Source organism: Ruegeria arenilitoris, from assembly GCF_013031355.1.
Classification (GTDB): Bacteria; Pseudomonadota; Alphaproteobacteria; order Rhodobacterales; family Rhodobacteraceae; genus Ruegeria; species Ruegeria arenilitoris_C.
Map to the genome: position 1 here is coordinate 65,109 of NZ_WPZO01000002.1, position 17,338 is coordinate 82,446.

Annotated in this window: 18 protein-coding genes and 2 tRNA genes; 14 read left to right on the top strand and 6 right to left on the bottom strand. The window is 59.2% G+C overall.

What is annotated here, in order from left to right; translation table 11 throughout:
- Positions 1 to 75: 75 nt before the first annotated feature.
- A complete protein-coding gene (trmB, locus tag GOX63_RS05940; RefSeq protein WP_170545112.1) occupies positions 76 to 783 on the top strand; it encodes a tRNA (guanine(46)-N(7))-methyltransferase TrmB in 708 nt (235 codons plus the stop codon).
- 3 nt (positions 784 to 786) lie between these two features.
- Here trmB and GOX63_RS05945 read toward each other — a convergent pair whose 3' ends face one another.
- Positions 787 to 1,596, bottom strand: a complete 810-nt coding sequence (locus GOX63_RS05945; RefSeq protein WP_170326974.1) for a hypothetical protein — start codon at positions 1,594 to 1,596, stop codon at positions 787 to 789.
- Between the two features lie 180 nt (positions 1,597 to 1,776).
- Between GOX63_RS05945 and aroA the strand changes: the two genes are divergently transcribed.
- Together aroA and cmk are read left to right on the top strand one after the other, a co-directional pair.
- Positions 1,777 to 3,123 carry a 3-phosphoshikimate 1-carboxyvinyltransferase gene (gene aroA, locus GOX63_RS05950; protein ID WP_170326973.1) on the top strand — a complete coding sequence of 449 codons (1,347 nt, stop codon included), beginning with the start codon at positions 1,777 to 1,779 and terminating at the stop codon, positions 3,121 to 3,123.
- Positions 3,120 to 3,737 carry a (d)CMP kinase gene (gene cmk / locus GOX63_RS05955; RefSeq protein WP_170545114.1) on the top strand — a complete coding sequence of 206 codons (618 nt, stop codon included), beginning with the start codon at positions 3,120 to 3,122 and terminating at the stop codon, positions 3,735 to 3,737. The genes aroA and cmk overlap by 4 nt, the downstream gene beginning before the upstream one ends.
- Before the next feature lie 18 nt (positions 3,738 to 3,755).
- Here cmk and GOX63_RS05960 read toward each other — a convergent pair whose 3' ends face one another.
- Complete coding sequence (locus GOX63_RS05960) at positions 3,756 to 4,235, bottom strand: YHS domain-containing (seleno)protein (RefSeq protein WP_170326971.1); 480 nt, start codon at positions 4,233 to 4,235, stop codon at positions 3,756 to 3,758.
- Positions 4,236 to 4,453: 218 nt separating this feature from the next.
- On the opposite strand from GOX63_RS05960, the gene GOX63_RS05965 reads away from it, so the two are divergent.
- The 11 genes from GOX63_RS05965 to GOX63_RS06015 all read left to right on the top strand — a co-directional run bounded on the left by GOX63_RS05965 (position 4,454) and on the right by GOX63_RS06015 (position 14,121).
- Complete coding sequence (locus tag GOX63_RS05965) at positions 4,454 to 4,969, top strand: hypothetical protein (RefSeq protein WP_170545116.1); 516 nt, start codon at positions 4,454 to 4,456, stop codon at positions 4,967 to 4,969.
- 222 nt (positions 4,970 to 5,191) lie between these two features.
- Positions 5,192 to 6,877, top strand: a complete 1,686-nt coding sequence (locus tag GOX63_RS05970) for a tryptophan halogenase family protein (protein WP_170545119.1) — start codon at positions 5,192 to 5,194, stop codon at positions 6,875 to 6,877.
- 320 nt (positions 6,878 to 7,197) lie between these two features.
- Positions 7,198 to 8,874, top strand: coding sequence for a 30S ribosomal protein S1 (rpsA, locus tag GOX63_RS05975; RefSeq protein ID WP_170326968.1), 1,677 nt, complete (start codon positions 7,198 to 7,200; stop codon positions 8,872 to 8,874).
- A gap of 271 nt (positions 8,875 to 9,145) precedes the next feature.
- Entirely contained in the window at positions 9,146 to 9,430 is a 285-nt protein-coding gene (gene ihfB / locus GOX63_RS05980) for an integration host factor subunit beta (RefSeq protein WP_037310872.1), read from the top strand.
- Positions 9,431 to 9,436: 6 nt separating this feature from the next.
- Positions 9,437 to 9,787 carry a lipopolysaccharide assembly protein LapA domain-containing protein gene (locus tag GOX63_RS05985; protein WP_170327045.1) on the top strand — a complete coding sequence of 117 codons (351 nt, stop codon included), beginning with the start codon at positions 9,437 to 9,439 and terminating at the stop codon, positions 9,785 to 9,787.
- 9 nt (positions 9,788 to 9,796) lie between these two features.
- Positions 9,797 to 10,441 carry a phosphoribosylanthranilate isomerase gene (locus tag GOX63_RS05990; RefSeq protein ID WP_170326967.1) on the top strand — a complete coding sequence of 215 codons (645 nt, stop codon included), beginning with the start codon at positions 9,797 to 9,799 and terminating at the stop codon, positions 10,439 to 10,441.
- A 47-nt stretch (positions 10,442 to 10,488) separates the two neighbouring features.
- Complete coding sequence (locus GOX63_RS05995) at positions 10,489 to 10,824, top strand: hypothetical protein (RefSeq protein ID WP_170326966.1); 336 nt, start codon at positions 10,489 to 10,491, stop codon at positions 10,822 to 10,824.
- A gap of 67 nt (positions 10,825 to 10,891) precedes the next feature.
- Complete coding sequence (gene trpB, locus GOX63_RS06000) at positions 10,892 to 12,139, top strand: tryptophan synthase subunit beta (RefSeq protein ID WP_170326965.1); 1,248 nt, start codon at positions 10,892 to 10,894, stop codon at positions 12,137 to 12,139.
- A 293-nt stretch (positions 12,140 to 12,432) separates the two neighbouring features.
- Positions 12,433 to 12,504, top strand: a tRNA-OTHER gene (locus GOX63_RS06005).
- A tRNA-Cys gene (locus GOX63_RS06010) sits at positions 12,504 to 12,578 on the top strand. Before GOX63_RS06005 ends, GOX63_RS06010 begins: the two co-directional genes overlap by 1 nt.
- Before the next feature lie 397 nt (positions 12,579 to 12,975).
- Complete coding sequence (locus tag GOX63_RS06015) at positions 12,976 to 14,121, top strand: slipin family protein (RefSeq protein WP_170545122.1); 1,146 nt, start codon at positions 12,976 to 12,978, stop codon at positions 14,119 to 14,121.
- Positions 14,122 to 14,163: 42 nt separating this feature from the next.
- Here GOX63_RS06015 and GOX63_RS06020 read toward each other — a convergent pair whose 3' ends face one another.
- The 4 genes from GOX63_RS06020 to GOX63_RS06035 all read right to left on the bottom strand — a co-directional run bounded on the left by GOX63_RS06020 (position 14,164) and on the right by GOX63_RS06035 (position 17,255).
- A complete protein-coding gene (locus tag GOX63_RS06020; protein ID WP_170545125.1) occupies positions 14,164 to 14,538 on the bottom strand; it encodes a DUF2237 family protein in 375 nt (124 codons plus the stop codon).
- Between the two features lie 9 nt (positions 14,539 to 14,547).
- Positions 14,548 to 15,711, bottom strand: coding sequence for a serine hydrolase domain-containing protein (locus tag GOX63_RS06025; RefSeq protein WP_170545128.1), 1,164 nt, complete (start codon positions 15,709 to 15,711; stop codon positions 14,548 to 14,550).
- Between the two features lie 82 nt (positions 15,712 to 15,793).
- Positions 15,794 to 16,474, bottom strand: coding sequence for an aminoacyl-tRNA hydrolase (pth, locus tag GOX63_RS06030; RefSeq protein ID WP_170545131.1), 681 nt, complete (start codon positions 16,472 to 16,474; stop codon positions 15,794 to 15,796).
- A gap of 127 nt (positions 16,475 to 16,601) precedes the next feature.
- Positions 16,602 to 17,255 carry a 50S ribosomal protein L25/general stress protein Ctc gene (locus GOX63_RS06035; protein ID WP_170326960.1) on the bottom strand — a complete coding sequence of 218 codons (654 nt, stop codon included), beginning with the start codon at positions 17,253 to 17,255 and terminating at the stop codon, positions 16,602 to 16,604.
- Between the last annotated feature and the right edge of the window lie 83 nt (positions 17,256 to 17,338).

Genomic DNA, 17,338 nt, shown 5'->3' on the forward strand with positions numbered 1-17,338 from the left:
CGCGCCGACCCCGGCGCGCTTTTCGATTCGGCACCGGGGTTGCAACGGTGCGGCCCCCGCAGTATGGGCACCGCCATGAGCACCCAGACACCACAACGCCCCCGCAGAAACTTCTATGGCCGCTTTAAGGGCAAGACCCTGAAGCCCAGCCAAAAGACGTATCTGAACGAAGACCTCGACGCCCTGTCACCTGGCGCAGTCGATTGGGAGAGCAACCCCAACCGCGATCCGCTGGACCTTAAAGCGCTGTTCGGCGGCAAGGATGTCTGGCTTGAAGTCGGCTTTGGCGGCGGTGAGCATTTGGTGCATCAGGCCGCCAGCAACCCCGATATCGGCATCATCGGGGCCGAGCCCTATATCAACGGCGTCGCCATGCTGCTGGGCAAGATCCGTCAAGCCGGGGTCGAAAACCTTGCTGTGCACCCCGGTGACGCGCGCGATCTGTTCGACGTTCTGCCCGAGGCCAGCATCTCGCGCGCCTTCCTGCTGTACCCCGACCCGTGGCCCAAGACGCGGCACCATCGCCGTCGCTTCGTGACGCCCGAACATCTGGAACCGCTGGCGCGCGTGCTGAAACCGGGGTCAATCTTTCGCGTGGCTACCGACATTCCCGACTATGTCCGTCAGACGCTTGAGGAAGTTCCACGCGCAGGGTTCGAATGGCTGGCTGAGCGTCCCGCCGACTGGCGTGAGCCTTGGGATGACTGGATTTCCACCCGTTATGAGCAGAAGGCCCTGCGTGAAGGCCGAACACCGCATTACCTGACATTCCGCAAAACCTGACCGTTACGGCGTGGGGTCGCGCAGGCTGGGGAAAGCGCGGCCTTTGGCAAACCAGGCCAGCCCGAATGCCCAAAGCGCGATGGTTTCTACAAAAAACGTCAGGTTGTGGGACTTCCACCCCGCCTGAGCGCCTTCACCGGAAAAGGCGACGATGCCCAGCACCAGAACACACGACAGGATCGTGATGCCGCACAGCGAATACAAAATGTTGCGCTGCTTTTTTGACTGGATCATGTGCCCGTCTTTTATGTGGCGCTCGGGAACCACGCGACGTAGGACAAACAGGCAGTAAAGGCCCAGATAGGCAAACAGGATTCCCGCGGCCCAGGCATGTAAATGCGGCGCGCCTGAGAACAGGGTGAAGAACGCGTCTGGTTGGGGATCTGACAGAACCGGCGGCGGTGTTTGGTTCACATCGGCAAAAATCCGTGACTTAAAGCTGACGGGCTCTTCGCAGCCAGACCCGCTTGTCGGGAAGACCGCAACAAAACATGCGCCAATTCCGGCAATGAAAGACCCAAGGTCTTCAAGCCAATGGTCTCCGGTATAGGCGATCAGAAAGCCTCCAATAAAAACCAAAAGTCCGACGAAGATGGCCCCAAGAAATTGGGCATAGTAGAAATGGCTGATGCTGTCGCGAAAACAGCTGCCGCCAATCACGGCTCCGATGGCAAGAATGATTGGCAGGCCAAAGGCAACAAGACCGACCAGGAAGGCCAGCCGCATCTGCAGAACGCTGTCAGTCTTTAGTGGGTCTTTGGGCTGAAAGAACTTTTCTGTTCCGTTTGAAAGCATGGATTGAAGCTGTGACACGAAAAAACCTCGGGCTGTGATTTATGAAAACAAAATGATTTCGCTCTGAATTCGGCCATTATAGCCCGAAAACCGCTGATCGCCCAATTCTTGGGTGCTCTGGCAGTCGTATTGCCGCTGGACCAAGTGGCCCCAATTCGCTAATCGGCTTGGGCACTGATAGCGAAAACAGGAGCCCTCATGTCCGGACACGGCACGCCCATCCCGATGACCTCGCATCCCTGCGGCCCGCTGACCGGCACGGCAGAGGTGCCCGGCGACAAGTCGATCTCGCACCGGTCGCTGATCTTGGGCGCGATGGCGGTGGGAGAGACAAAGATTTCGGGCCTGCTTGAGGGCGAGGACGTTCTGGACACCGCCAAGGCGATGCGCGCCTTTGGGGCCGAAGTCACCGATCATGGCGGCGGTGAATGGACCGTGCACGGTGTCGGCGTCGGTGGCTTTGCCGAACCCGATCAAGTGATCGACTGCGGTAACTCGGGTACTGGCGTGCGGTTGATCATGGGCGCGATGGCAACCTCTCCGATCACCGCGACCTTTACCGGTGATGCGAGCCTGAACAAGCGTCCGATGGCGCGTGTGACCGATCCGCTGGCGCTGTTTGGTACGCAATCAATTGGTCGTTCGGGCGGGCGTCTGCCAATGACCATCGTGGGCGCGGCGGAACCCGTTCCCGTGCGCTACGAAGTGCCGGTGCCGTCGGCGCAGGTGAAATCTGCCGTGCTGCTGGCCGGTCTAAATGCGCCCGGCAAAACCGTGGTGATCGAGAAAGAGGCCACCCGTGATCATTCCGAGCGGATGCTGGCCGGGTTCGGTGCCGAAATTACCGTTGAGGATACTGATGAAGGCCGGGTGATTACCCTAGCCGGTCGCCCCGAACTGAAGCCGCAGGTCATCGCAGTGCCGCGTGACCCGTCCAGCGCGGCCTTCCCGGTATGTGCGGCGCTGATCACGCCCGGTTCAGACGTTCTGGTGCCGGGTATCGGCCTGAACCCGACCCGCGCGGGGCTGTTCACCACTCTGCGCGAGATGGGCGCCGATCTGACCTATGAAAATGAACGCGAAGAGGGCGGTGAGCCCGTCGCCGATCTGCGCGCCAAGTATTCGCCCAACATGAAAGGTATCAACGTGCCGCCGGAACGCGCGGCCTCGATGATCGATGAATACCCGGTTCTGTCCGTGGTCGCGGCCAATGCTACAGGCACCACGATGATGGGCGGTGTTAAAGAGCTGCGCGTCAAGGAGAGCGACCGGATCGACGCCATGGCGCGGGGTCTGCGCGCCAACGGCGTGACCGTGGACGAGGGCGAGGAATGGTGGTCGGTCGACGGACTGGGCATCGGAAACGTCCCCGGCGGCGGTACGTGCGAGAGCTTTCTGGACCACCGTATCGCGATGTCCTTCATGGTTATGGGCATGGGCGCAAAAACTCCGGTTTCGGTGGATGACGGCGGCCCAATCGCGACCTCGTTCCCGATTTTCGAACCGCTGATGTCGTCTTTGGGTGCCAAGGTCGAACGCACGTGAGCTTTACGGTTGCCATTGACGGCCCAGCGGCGGCGGGCAAGGGCACAATCTCGAAAGGTGTAGCCACGCATTTCGAGTTGGCGCATCTGGATACTGGGTTGCTCTATCGCGCGGTTGGGCGTCGGACACTGGATGGCACCGACCCGGTTGAGGCCGCGCAGGCACTAACGGCTGAGGAATTGGAACAGGGTGATCTGCGTACGGCCGAGATCGCACAGGCGGCGTCGAAAGTGGCCGTGATCCCCGAGGTTCGCGCGGCTTTGGTCGACTTCCAACGCGCTTTTGCCCGGCGTGCCGGGGGTGCCGTTCTGGACGGGCGCGATATCGGGACGGTGATCTGCCCCGAGGCTGAGGTGAAACTGTTTGTCACCGCCAGCGTCGAGGTTCGGGCCGAGCGGCGTTTTCTGGAGCTGAGCGCCAAGGGCTCGGACGTCACCCGTGAACAGGTGCTGGCCGATGTGCGCGAACGCGACGCGCGGGATGCCGAACGCAGCACCGCGCCGATGAAACCCGCCGACGATGCCGTTTTGTTGGACACGTCCGATCTGAGTATCGAGGCGGCGTTGGCTCAGGCCCTGGCCTTCATCGAACAGAAAAAGCCCGCGACACTGTAGTGCTGCGGGCTTTCGCGATTACAACTCGCCAACGGCGATGCTTTTGATATTCGCCCACTGATCGTCAGCGGTTTTTGCCGTCGCTGCCACGTCCTTCAGGAAGGCCGCGCGGGTTTCGGCGTTCAGGAACAGGTACAGCTTGCCATCCGCGACCAGATACTGATCCGGGTCGCCGTCGAACTTCTTGCCTACCGACACGCCGAACGAACAGAACCCGCCATGCTGCGGCAGATAGGCGGCGGGGTTGGCCTCGAACGCTTCGCGGTTTGCGGCGCTGGTAAAGTAGTAGGACGCGCCGTCATAGGTAGCGGAATGGGTGGCAAAGCCCTCGACCGGGTTGCCGTCATTCACCAGCGCGACCAGATCGACGCCGTGTGCGGCCAGCGGCGCACCGGCGGCCGAAATGCCATTTGAGACGTTAATCTCATCCGCAGCAAAGGCCGGGGCAGCGATCAAGGGCAGGGCAGCGATGAGGGTGGTCAGAACCAGAGACTTCATTGGAATTTCCTTTCCTGTTCAGGTTTGGATCAGCCGGGTGGCCAACCGCTGAAACATAGCTAGAGGTGCGGTTCTGAACGGACTATCGCAGGAAGCCCGCCAAACCCTGCAGATCGTTCAAACCTGCGGCCGGGTGGGATATCCACTTCACCAAGCTTTGTTTGGTCAGCCTGTCAGCCGACCCGTATGGTTGGGGCATAGCCTGAAGGAGAGATGCGATGATCCGACTAGCCCTAACGCTGATTTTTCTGGCCGGGAGCCTGGCTGCTCAGGAGGCCGAGCCGCCGATGGACTATGAACGTCTGGGCAAGATCATCTTCGCGCTCGACCCCGAGGCGCAACCCCAGGGGCCAGGCTTTCAACTGACTGTGTCGGATGTTCCGGTCTTGGTCATCACGGACATCAATGCCGACCGAATGCGCGCCATGGTTCCGATCCGCGGCGCCGAGGGCCTGACCGCCGAGGATATGCGGCGTATGATGCAGGCGAATTTCGATACGACACTGGACGCCCGCTATGCGATTGCCAACGGCACCTTGTGGGCCGCGTTTATCCACCCATTGTCCTTGCTGAAAAAGGATCAATTGATCTCGGGCTTGGCGCAGACTGTGAACATCGCCAATAGTTATGGCACTCTCTATTCCAGCGGCGCGGCAGAATTCGGCGGGGGTGATAGCGGCGACCTTCAGCGCGCCTTGATCGAAGAGCTTCTGAAAAAGGGCGAAGAAATCTGACCCGAACCAGAAAGCAACGCTCTCCTTTTGACACGGCAAATGTAACAGTTTTGTTGCGGTTCTCACACATATGCACAAGGCTAACCGGCCTTGGCCCTAGCGACGTTCCTGAAACCGGGTATGGTAATTTTTCAAGCAAATGGGGGGTAGCTGTGCAAAATCCAAAAACACTCAAAAAAGGAAGCAGCGAAAACACCCCTGAAGCCAACAGGGATGGAAAAAATGAACAATCGACTGCGCAAGATCACCATCGTCGGTGGAGGAACGGCTGGATGGATGACCGCGCTGATCTTGGACATGGTGTTTTCTCGCACCTCAGCGCCCAAGGATCGCCCACAACTTTGCCTCATTGAAAGCCCCAATATCTCGACCGTAGGGGTCGGAGAAGCCACTGTGCCGCGCATGCCGGTCACACTGCGCCAGGCGGGCATTTCCGAGCGGGACTTTTTCCGCGAGACGAACGCTTCGTTCAAACTGGGGGTAAAGTTCTGCAATTGGAACAAGGATGCCAAGGGTAAACGCATCGACTATGTAAACCCTTTTGCCCATGGTCAGATGGTCGAAGGGTTGGAAGCGGCCGAGTATTTCTTGCGATTTGGCAACGGAGGGCGGGACTTCACGCAATCCGTCTCACCGCATGATGATCTGGGCCGTTTGTGCAAAGGCGCGCGGCAATTGGGACAGCCGGAGTTCGAGCAACGGTTTGGCTATGCCTATCATTTGGATGCAGTAAAGTTTGCGGGCATGTTGACACGGGTCTGCACACAGCGCGGCGTGGAACATATCCAGGATGAGGTGCAGGCGGTCGAACTGGATGAACAAGGCAATGTCAGCCACCTGACGTTGGAGCGGAATGGTCGGCATGACATAGAAATGGTTATTGATTGTACCGGATTCCGCGGGTTGATCATTAATCAGGCCCTGGGTGAGCCGTTCATGGACTATTCGGACTACCTACCCAACGACCGGGCCATGGCGTTGCAGATTGAGCATCCAAACCCAAGGAAGATCGAAAGCCTAACCCGGGCAACCGCGTTGGGCGCGGGTTGGACATGGCGGGTGCCGCTATTTAACCGGGTGGGCACGGGCTATGTGTTTTCGTCAGCGCATCGCACAGACGATCAGGCAGCAGATGAATACCTCAAGTGGTTGGGCGACAGCGGCAAAGGGGCAACGCCGCGCGTGATCCCGATGCGCATCGGGCGTGTCCGCAATGCCTGGGTCAAGAATTGCCTGGCAATTGGTCTATCCGGTGGGTTCATCGAACCGCTGGAAAGTACCGCAATCCACATGATTGATCACGCGGTGCGATGGTTTGCCGAACACTTGCCCACGCGCGATATCGAGCCGCCCTTGCGGGCAAGATATAACCGGCAGATGAACAAGCTCTATGATGAGGTACTGGACTTCATCTGCCTGCACTATCGCTTGGGCAACCGCACGGATGACCAATATTGGATTGATGCGCGCACCGAGATGAAGATCCCGGATCGCCTCGCTGAAAATCTCGAACTGTGGCAGCACCGCCTGCCAATAGAACAAGATATCGAGTTCGCCACGCTATTCAATTCCCGTGTGTATCAAACCGTTCTATTGGGCAAGCAAGTCTACGATACAGGTTATGGTACTGGCATACGCGATCGCCTGCGGCCACTGAAGAAACCGATTTGGGACCAAGGTATGAAGCACGCGAAGAAGGACCTTGCGCGCATAACCCAAGCAATGCCGGATCACAAAACGCTGCTGCGTGATATCCGTGGGGAATTGAAACAGCCAACATTTGCAGCGGCGTCGGCGATAAGGCCGACAGTGGCGATACCGGGTACAAAACCGGCACCCGTGGCGGTCCAGAATATGCCAAATTTTGCTGAAATCCAAAGCGGCGCGAAGGATTTGCAGCTCTTCTAAGGTGGTCGTTTCGTGCGGGCGGGGGGATTTCGCCACGATTTTCCCCCAGCTTTACGAGCACGGGTCGCAGGCCGTTTGCAGTCAAGCCTGGTAGGTTATGTCGTGCACAGCCCCTAATAACTTGCAGCCGCTTGGCGAACCCGTTATAGAGCGCCCGTCGACAAGGCGATTTGAGCCATAAAACAATGAGACGAGCAGGGTCGGAACCAACCGGCCCTCTTTGTTTTGTGGCATATGTCAGGTCGTCTGACCAATCCATTAAGACCGGCGGAGACAACCGCTCGGCCAGTAAAAACGTATGTAAAGGAAAACAACGCCACATGGCTAACGCATCCATGGAGGAATTCGAAGCCCTCCTTAATGAAAGCTTCGAAATGGACACACCCGAAGAGGGTTCTGTTGTCAAAGGTAAGGTTCTGGCGATCGAAGCCGGCCAAGCCATCATCGACGTAGGCTACAAAATGGAAGGCCGCGTTGATCTGAAAGAATTCGCAAATCCCGGCGAAGCCCCTGAAATCGCTGTTGGTGACGAGGTAGAAGTTTACCTGCGCGCCGCAGAAAACGCCCGTGGCGAAGCCGTCATCTCGCGCGAGATGGCCCGCCGCGAAGAGGCATGGGACCGTCTGGAAAAAGCATATGCCGACGACCAGCGCGTCGAAGGTGCTATCTTCGGTCGCGTCAAAGGTGGCTTCACCGTCGATCTGGGTGGCGCAGTTGCGTTCCTGCCCGGCTCGCAGGTTGACGTTCGCCCCGTGCGCGACGCTGGCCCGCTGATGGGTCTGAAGCAGCCGTTCCAGATTCTGAAAATGGACCGCCGCCGTGGCAACATCGTTGTTTCGCGTCGCGCAATCCTGGAAGAATCGCGTGCCGAACAGCGTGCCGAAGTTATCGGCAACCTGTCCGAAGGTCAGACCGTCGAGGGTGTTGTCAAGAACATCACCGAATACGGTGCATTCGTTGACCTGGGCGGCGTTGACGGCCTGCTGCACGTCACCGACATGGCATGGCGTCGTGTGAACCACCCGTCCGAGATCCTGACGATCGGCGAAACCATCAAGGTTCAGGTCATCAAGATCAACAAAGAGACCCACCGCATCAGCCTGGGCATGAAGCAGCTGCAGGAAGATCCGTGGGATCTGGTTGCTGCCAAGTACCCGCTGGGCTCGGTCCATCAGGGTCGCGTCACCAACATCACCGACTACGGCGCGTTCGTCGAGCTGGAAGCCGGTGTCGAAGGTCTGGTGCACGTGTCCGAGATGTCCTGGACCAAGAAAAACGTCCACCCCGGCAAGATCGTTTCGACCAGCCAGGAAGTCGACGTCATGGTTCTGGAAATCGACGGCGCCAAGCGTCGCGTGTCTCTGGGCCTGAAGCAGACTCAGCGCAACCCGTGGGAAGTGTTTGCAGAAACACACCCCGAGGGCACGCAGGTCGAAGGCGAAGTCAAGAACATCACCGAATTCGGTCTGTTCATTGGCCTCGAAGGCGACATCGACGGCATGGTTCACCTGTCGGACCTGTCGTGGGACGAGCGTGGCGAGGATGCCATCCAGAACTACCGCAAAGGCGACATGGTTTCGGCCGTTGTCTCGGAAGTTGACGTTGAGAAAGAGCGTATCTCGCTGTCGATCAAAGCCCTGGGCGGTGACAAGTTCGCTGAAGCCGTGGGCGGCGTGAAGCGTGGCTCGGTCATCACCGTCGAAGTGACCGCGATCGAAGATGGCGGCATCGAAGTGGAATACGAAGGCATGAAGTCCTTCATCCGCCGCTCCGACCTGTCGCGTGATCGTGCCGAACAGCGCCCCGAGCGTTTCTCGGTCGGTGACAAGGTCGACGTTCGCGTCACCAACGTTGACAGCAAGACCCGCCGTCTGGGCCTGTCGATCAAGGCACGTGAGATCGCCGAAGAGAAAGAGGCCGTGGAACAGTACGGTTCTTCCGACTCGGGCGCATCGCTGGGCGACATCCTGGGTGCAGCGCTGAAGTCGGGCGACTAAGCCCGGGCCACAGCCAAAGCCGAATTTGCGGCCCCGCGTTTACACGCGGGGCCGTTTTTGTTGCGAATCAATATGTTCCGATTTCCGGGCTAAATTGACCTAACGTACGCTCTTTTTGAGACGAAACCCTGAGAACAAGCGAAAAATCGCGTGGTTTCGCTGCAAAATGAAGGCTTTGCACAAAGAGTTTACGTTCCCCCGAACCGACTTTTTTCCTATACTGTTCAGAACAATAGAGATTGTTAACCGGTCGCCTGGGAGGGTAGCGCTCATGATCCGTTCAGAACTGATTCAGAAAATAGCCGACGAGAACCCGCATCTGTATCAACGCGACGTCGAGCGGATTGTGAATACCGTGTTCGAAGAGGTGACGGATGCCATGGCGCGTGGCGACCGCGTGGAACTGCGTGGCTTCGGCGCTTTTTCGGTCAAACAGCGCGACGCACGTGTTGGCCGCAATCCCCGGACAGGTGAGACTGTTCAGGTCGAAGAAAAATGTGTGCCGTTTTTCAAAACAGGTAAGTTGCTTAGGGATCGATTGAACGGTAAAGCCTAAGGCATGATGCGTTACCTTCGATATGCTTTTCTGGCGATCCTCGGGATCGTGCTAATTTCCGTTTCGCTGGCCAATCGGGAATCGGTTCAACTTTCGCTGATGCCGGAACCTTTTGCCGAGCTTGTAGGCTTTAACTTCAGCACGTCGCTGCCGCTGTTCGTGGTGGTGCTGGGTGGTGTTGTTGCAGGCCTGATCATTGGTTTCCTCTGGGAATGGCTGCGCGAGCACAAGCACCGCCGGGATGCGTCGGTGAAGAAGAACGAAGTGCGCAAGCTTGAGCGTGAAGTCAAAAAGCTTAAGAAAAAGCAGAACGAAGGTCAGGACGAAGTTTTGGCCCTGCTGGACGAAGCCAGCTGAGGCAAGCCAATGCCCCAAGATGCAAGCGTCAAAATCTGCGGTCTGACCGCCCCTGATCACGTGCGCGTGGCCGCTGAGGCTGGCGCGCGCTATATCGGTTTTGTGTTCTTCCCTAAATCGCCGCGGCACCTGGAAATCGAGGCCGCTGCCGAATTGGCGCATCTGGTGCCCGCCGGGATCGCCAAGGTCGCGCTGACCGTGAACGCGTCGGATGAGGAACTGGACCGGATTGTAGCCAGCGTGCCGCTGGACATGTTGCAACTGCACGGCAAGGAAAGTCCGGATCGCGTGGCCGAGGTCCGCCAGCGGTTTGGCCTGCCCGTGATGAAAGCTATTGGTGTGGCCGAAGCAGAAGACCTTGCGGCAATCGACCTGTACTCGGAAGTGGCGGACCAACTGCTGATCGACGCCAAGCCACCGCGGAATGCGGAGTTGCCGGGCGGCAACGGGCTGGCTTTTGACTGGCGTCTGCTGGCCGGGCGCAAATACTGGCGGCGTCCATGGATGCTGGCCGGTGGGCTGACACCTGATAACGTCGCCGAGGCTACGCGCATGACCGGCGCGCGGCAGGTCGACGTCTCTTCGGGTGTGGAAAGCGCGCCCGGTGTGAAGGACGCGGCCCTGATCCGCGCCTTTATCGACGCCACCCGGTGATCTGATCGCCGGGTGCCCGCGTATCCCCGTTAGGGGAGGGCGCGACAATGCTGGCAGCGATTGGCGGAGTTTCATTAAAACGGTGGTATTACGGGCCGGAGTTTTTCTGGCGCGCCCATCAGGCAATGCTGCAGGCACGGGGTGATCCGCTGTGCCTGAAAGTGGAGGTCTTTCCGCATCAGGGGCTCTATTTCTCGCTAAGTGTCTGGCACGACGCCGAGGCGATGCTGACCTTCGCCCATTCTGGTCCTCATCGTCGCGTCGTCCAGGCAGCCACGCGTCTGGCCGAGGTGAATGAGTTTCACCATTTCCCCTGCATTGCAGTGCCCAGCAGGGATCAGGCGTTGCAGGTATGGGCACAGCGCGTTCAGGCGGCGGAATGATACGTTTTGCCATGGCAAATCCCGCCGCTACCACCTATGACAGTCGCGTACGACGATGGAGACACCCATGGCCAACGATCTTTTCAATTCCTTCATGTCCGGCCCCGACGAACAGGGCCGCTTTGGCATCTTCGGCGGGCGGTTTGTCAGCGAAACGCTGATGCCCCTGATCCTGTCGCTGGAAGAGGAATACGAAAAGGCCAAGGACGATCCCATCTTCTGGGCCGAGATGGACGACCTGTGGGCGAACTACGTGGGCCGCCCCTCGCCGCTGTATTACGCGGAGCGCCTGACCGAGCATCTGGGCGGTGCCAAGATCTACCTGAAACGCGATGAGCTGAACCACACCGGCGCGCACAAGATCAACAACGTGCTGGGCCAGATCATTCTGGCGCGGCGTATGGGTAAGACCCGCATCATTGCCGAAACCGGAGCCGGTCAGCACGGCGTGGCCACCGCCACCGTCTGCGCCAAATTCGGTCTGAAATGTGTGGTCTACATGGGCGCGCATGACGTGCAGCGTCAGGCCCCCAACGTGTTCCGTATGCGCCTGCTGGGGGCCGAAGTGATCCCTGTAACCTCGGGTCGTGGGACGCTGAAAGACGCGATGAACGATGCGCTGCGTGACTGGGTGACCAATGTGCGCGACACGTTCTACTGCATCGGCACTGTGGCCGGTCCGCATCCGTACCCGGCGATGGTCCGCGATTTCCAGTCGATCATCGGCAAGGAAGCCAAGGAACAGATGATGAAGGCCGAGGGCCGTCTGCCCGACACCATCATCGCCGCCATTGGCGGAGGCTCGAACGCGATGGGCCTGTTCTACCCGTTCCTCGACGACAAGGACGTCAACATCATCGGTGTTGAGGCTGGTGGTAAGGGCGTGAACGAAAAGATGGAGCACTGCGCCTCGCTGACCGGTGGTCGTCCGGGCGTGCTGCACGGCAACCGCACGTACCTGCTGCAGGATGATGACGGCCAGATTCTCGAAGGGTATTCGATCTCGGCCGGTCTGGACTATCCGGGCATCGGTCCCGAGCATTCCTGGCTGCACGAAATTGGCCGTGCCAATTATGTCTCGATCACAGACAAAGAGGCGCTTGAGGCGTTCCAGCTGTGCTGCGCGACCGAAGGCATCATCCCGGCTCTGGAGCCCTCCCATGCGCTGGCCCATGTGATGAAGATCGCGCCTGAACTGCCCAAGGATCACCTGATCTGCATGAACATGTGCGGACGCGGCGACAAGGACGTGCAGACAGTCGCCAAGTATCTGAACTTCGACATGTCGGATACCGAAGGCCGTACCGCGGATTAACCAAGCGGTAAAATTTGAAATTTTCGATAAGAGCGGCGCGCCTTTGACGGGTGCGCCGCTTTGTTTTTGGCGCGACACCTTTTCGAATGTTGCGCAACTGGGTAATTTTGTTGCGCACTCGCAACAGGCGCGTTTTAGGGGTGCAAAAATTTATTGAGCGAATCCAGTGCCTTCGCCTAAACCCGCCGTTACCGGTCACAACGGGCCGGACCCTAGCGGGCAGAGGTAATCACTCTCCCGGTGCGGACGGCGCTGCCGAAACCGTATGCCAGGGCCGAAACCGGGGATTGGTTCGCTTTGTAGCTCAGGTGGATAGAGCGGCAGATTCAACTCTGTAGGCGAAGGTTCGATTCCTTCCAAGGCACCAAATGTAGCTCATTCTGGTTAGAGCAATCGACTGCAAATCGATGTGTAGCGGGTTCGATTCCCGTCATTTGACAAAGCTGTTAGATCAGCACCGGCCTTCCACGCCGGCCCGTGAAAACGGTCCAAAACATTAGGGTCCGGGTGTTTCCCAGCAGGGGCGGCACCGCGCAACGTCAGGCTTTGGCCCGGCGGGGCAGGGGCCTTCGCTGCTCTGGCCTTGGGCCGGAGGGCAGATGACGGTGCCGCCTGGTCGGTGTCCCGCTTGGCCTTTGGGCAAGGCGGCGCATCGGTCCCGCGCCCCTCTCTCTGACCCTCCCGCGCAAGGGCATGGCGCGGGGGATGCCCGGATCTTTCCCGCCTTCGTTCGAAGGCTTCACACCTGTCACCTGTTCGGGGTGCAACCCACTGAAAACATGAAAAGGAGTTCGCGTTTGCGACGACGATAGAGCGAGACGAAAAGGAGAAATGACATGACACTGTTCCAAGATCTGATTGACCGGCTGACCGGTCATCAACGGCTGACCCTGACCGAGACCCAGCGGATGCTGGTCCTGCGCAACGGGGTGTTTGATGCAATCCTCGGCCCCGGGAAACACCGGCTGCCGCGCAAGGATGTGCTGACCGAGCTGCACAATCTGGAGAAGCTCTTTTTCGTGTCGCCCTATGAGCGGGCGCTGATGCAGAACCGGCCCGAGCTGGCCGCCAGGCATCTGACCGAGTACAGGGCCGGGCCTGACGAAGTTCTGGTTCTGCTTCGGGACGGGGCGCCTGTTCGGGTGCTGAACCCCGAAGTCCGAGCGCTGGTCTGGAAAGCTGCGGGGCCCTGGGAGGTCGAGCATCACGCGCTGACTGAAACCATGGCCGTTCCCAAAGCAGTCGCGCAGCGGCTGGTGCGGGCCGGGCTGCGGCTGAACCTGACGCAGGTCGAGGTTGCCGAAGGGCATACCGGGCTGTTGACGGTTGACGGGGTACTGGTGGATCAGCTGGCCCCGGGTGCGCACGCCTTCTGGAAAGTCGGGCGGAACGTCGAGGTCAAGCAGATCGACCTGCGGCAACGCACCCATGAGGTGACAGGGCAGGAGATCCTGACCAAAGACCGGGTGACTATCCGGGTCAACCTCAGCGCTGATTACCGGGTCGTTGATCCGGTCACGGCGGTGGGGGCGGTCAAGGACTTCGACCAGGCCCTGCATCGGGCGCTGCAACTGGCGTTCCGGAAGACCTTGGGGGCGATGACACTGGACAGGCTTCTGGCCGAAAAGGTGACCGTCGACACCGAGGCTGCGGATCGGGTGCGGACACAGATGGCCGGGATCGGTATCGAAGTGGGTGAGATCGCGTTGAAAGACGTCATCCTGCCCGGTGAGATGCGGGAGATCCTGACCGCCGTGGTCGCCGCCGAGAAGCAGGCCGAAGCCAATGTTATCCGGCGGCGGGAAGAAACCAACGCCACGCGGTCCCTGCTGAACACCGCGAAGGTGATGGCGGAAAACCCGGTGATGCTGCGGCTGAAAGAACTGGAAGCGCTGGAAACCATCGCCGGAAAGGTCGAGCGGTTGACGGTCCACAACGGGACCGAAGGTCTGATGTCCGACCTTGTCAAACTGCGGGAGTGATCCCGAATAAGGGCCGGTCCGGGCTACCCCGGGCCGGTCTGTCTATTCCACAACCGCGTGTTCGGTCAGCAGCCGCAGCGGCACCACGTCCAGCGCGCGCTGATGGGTGGCCTCAAGATGCACCTTTGGGGCACAGCCTTCGTCATGGGCCTGCAGAAAGCGCCCGGCGCACAGGCACCAGCTGTCACCGGGGTTCAAGCCGGGAAAGTTGAACTCGGGGCGAGGGGTGCTCAGGTCGTTTCCGACATATTTGGAAAAGGCCAGAAACTCGGCCGTCATCACCGCGCAAACCGTATGGCTTCCCTGATCCTCAGGGCAGGTGTTGCAGGCCCCGTCGCGAAAGAACCCGGTCAGCGGATCACGGGAACATGGGGCGAGCACACCGCCCAACACATTGATGCTGTCCTGTTTTTCCATATCCCCACTTTACAGGCTTTGCGCGATTTTGCGGAATATTTCTATATTCCCTTCGTTCACGCCGTCATCGCGGAATTTCCGATCGGCACCGGTCGTCACGATCAGCACCCCGCGTGGCTGGTCGAAATAGATGTACTGACCATAAACGCCGCGCGCGAGGAACTCACCTTCGTGCGCGCCGACGGGGATCCACCATTGATAGCCGTACCCGATCTCGCCCGCCTCGGTCGGAGCGCTGGGCAGCACGGATTCGGCAATCCAGTCTGCGGGCACCAATTGCTGGCCATCAAGCTCTCCGTTTTGCAGGATCATTTGGCCGAAGCGGGCGAAATCGCGAGTAGTGAAATTGAGGCCACCCAGAACAAAGGCGACCCCGGCACCATCGGTCACATAGTAGCCGTCATATTCCAGCCCCAGCGGCTGAATGATTTTTTCGGTCAGCAACTCGGTCACGCTGCGCCCGGTGGCGCCACGTATCACCATGCCGATGACATGGGTGTCGATGGAAACGTATTGCCATGTCTCGCCCGGGGCGACGAAGGTGTCCTGTAGCGAGGCTGCGAAGTCGTCCAACTCTCCGCCCAAGGCCACGACGCGGCCCATCCGGTTGATGTCAGAATTGGGATCGAAATAATCTTCGTTGAAGGTAACGCCGCTGGCCATGTTCAGCACGTTGCGGATCGTCGCGCCATCATAGGCCGTACCTGCCAGTTTCGGCGCATATTTCACCACCGGATCGTCCAGCGACTCGATAGCCCCTTCAGCCAGCAGGACGCCGAACAGAGCCGAAAGGTAGCTCTTGGCAACCGACCATGAAATTCGCCGATCCTCGGGGGTCGTGCCCAGATAGTATTCTTCGAACCGGATCTGCCCGTCCTGCATCACCAGCAGAGAGGTCACCGCCCGGTCGTCAATCCATTGGTCGGTGCCGTCGGGCAGGTCAAAACCGGGGCCATAGGGCAGTTCCCAGGTCGGGCCATCGCCGCGCGGCAGATCGACCGTCAGAAAAGCCTCATTCATATGAGAGAAATTGTGGACGATCTTTTCTTCGGAAAACAATGAGTTCACGGCCATCAACCGCTGAAGCTCTTCGCGTTTCCAGAATCCGACAACAACTGCGGCCAGCACCAGCATCAGCAGGATGCGCAGCACCCACTTGAACAGAGCTTTCATCTATCGCCTCCCGTATCCCTGCCACATTGGAACCCGCCCGATGTGGTTTCGCAATTGGGACGTTACGGCAAGGTCAGCAGCCTTATTTAAACTTGTCCAGCAGCTTTTGCATGGCCGAGCGTTCGTCGACCTCGGGTTCCGGCGCGGGGGTGGCGTCCGGCTTCAACGTTTTAGCCGGGGATTTCGAAGACCGCGGCGGTGCGGTACGCAGGGCGACCGCGTTCATGAACTTGCCGCTTTCCCCATCGGCCAGATGCCCAGCGCCGTCCGACACACCCCGCAGCACATCGTCCAGCCAATCGGCATCAGCCTTGGCAAAATCGCTCAGGACATAGGGAGAGACCATCTCCTTCCGCCCCGGATGTCCGATCCCCAGACGCACCCGGTCATAGGCGGGGCTGATATGCTCGTGGATCGAACGCAGCCCGTTATGCCCGGCATGTCCGCCGCCTGCCTTGACGCGCACCTTGCCGGGGGCGAGGTCCAATTCGTCATGAAAGACGGTCACGTCGGTTGAATCCAGCTTGTAGAAGCGCGTCGCTTCGCCCACCGATTGGCCAGAGCGGTTCATGAATGTCTGCGGCTTGATCAACAACACTTTTTCGCCGCCCAGACGCCCCTCGGCGATTTCGGCCTGAAACTTGGATTTCCACGGGCCAAAGCCGTGATCCTCGGCAATTCGGTCCACGGCCATAAATCCGATATTGTGCCGGTTGCGGGCGTATTTCGATCCCGGGTTCCCCAATCCGACAAATAGTTTCATAGTCTCGTCCTTGTGCGATGCATGGGGTTGATGACACGGAATGCCACCGCTTTTCTAGCCCGGCCAGCAAAAGAAAACGGGGCTCGAACCCGAGCCCCGTTTCCAAATCCGAAAAGAAGATCCGGACTTATTCTTCTGCGGCTTCCTGACCGACGACTTCAACCTCGTCTGCAGCCACTTCTTCACCTTCCTCATCGTCGCTGGACGACAGGCCGGTCGGGGCCGAGATGTTCGCGATCACGAAATCGCGGTCGATGGTCGGTTTGGTACCTGCGGGCAGATCAACGGACGAGATGGTCACAACGTCGTTGATGTTCAGACCGGTCAGATCAACGGTGATCTTCTCAGGAATGTCACCGGCGGTGCACATCAGTTCGACTTCCGGACGGACAACGGTCAGAACGCCACCCTTCTTGATGCCGGGTGCTTCTTCTTCGTTGACGAACTCAACGGGGATGAACAGCGCGATCTTGGTGGTCCGACGCAGGCGCATCAGGTCCAGGTGGGTCGGCAGGTCTTTGACAACGTCACGCTGAACGTCGCGGCAGATGACGCGGACGTCTTCGTGGCCTTCAACCTTCAGGTTCCACAGGGTCGACTTGAACCGGCCTGCTTTCAGGCTCTTGAACAGGACGTTGAACGGGATCTGGATCGGCAGCGGCTCTTTGTCACCACCAAAAACAATGCCCGGAACCATGCCGTCGCGGCGTGCTTGACGAGCGGCGCCCTTGCCTGTCCCCGTCCGTTCCAGAGCTACGAGATCAGGAATCTCACCAGCCATGATATATCTCCAAATGTTAGGGCGGGCATCCTCCAAGGCTGTATGCCCGCGTGAAGCCGCGTCCTTAGCTTGATTCATTGGAT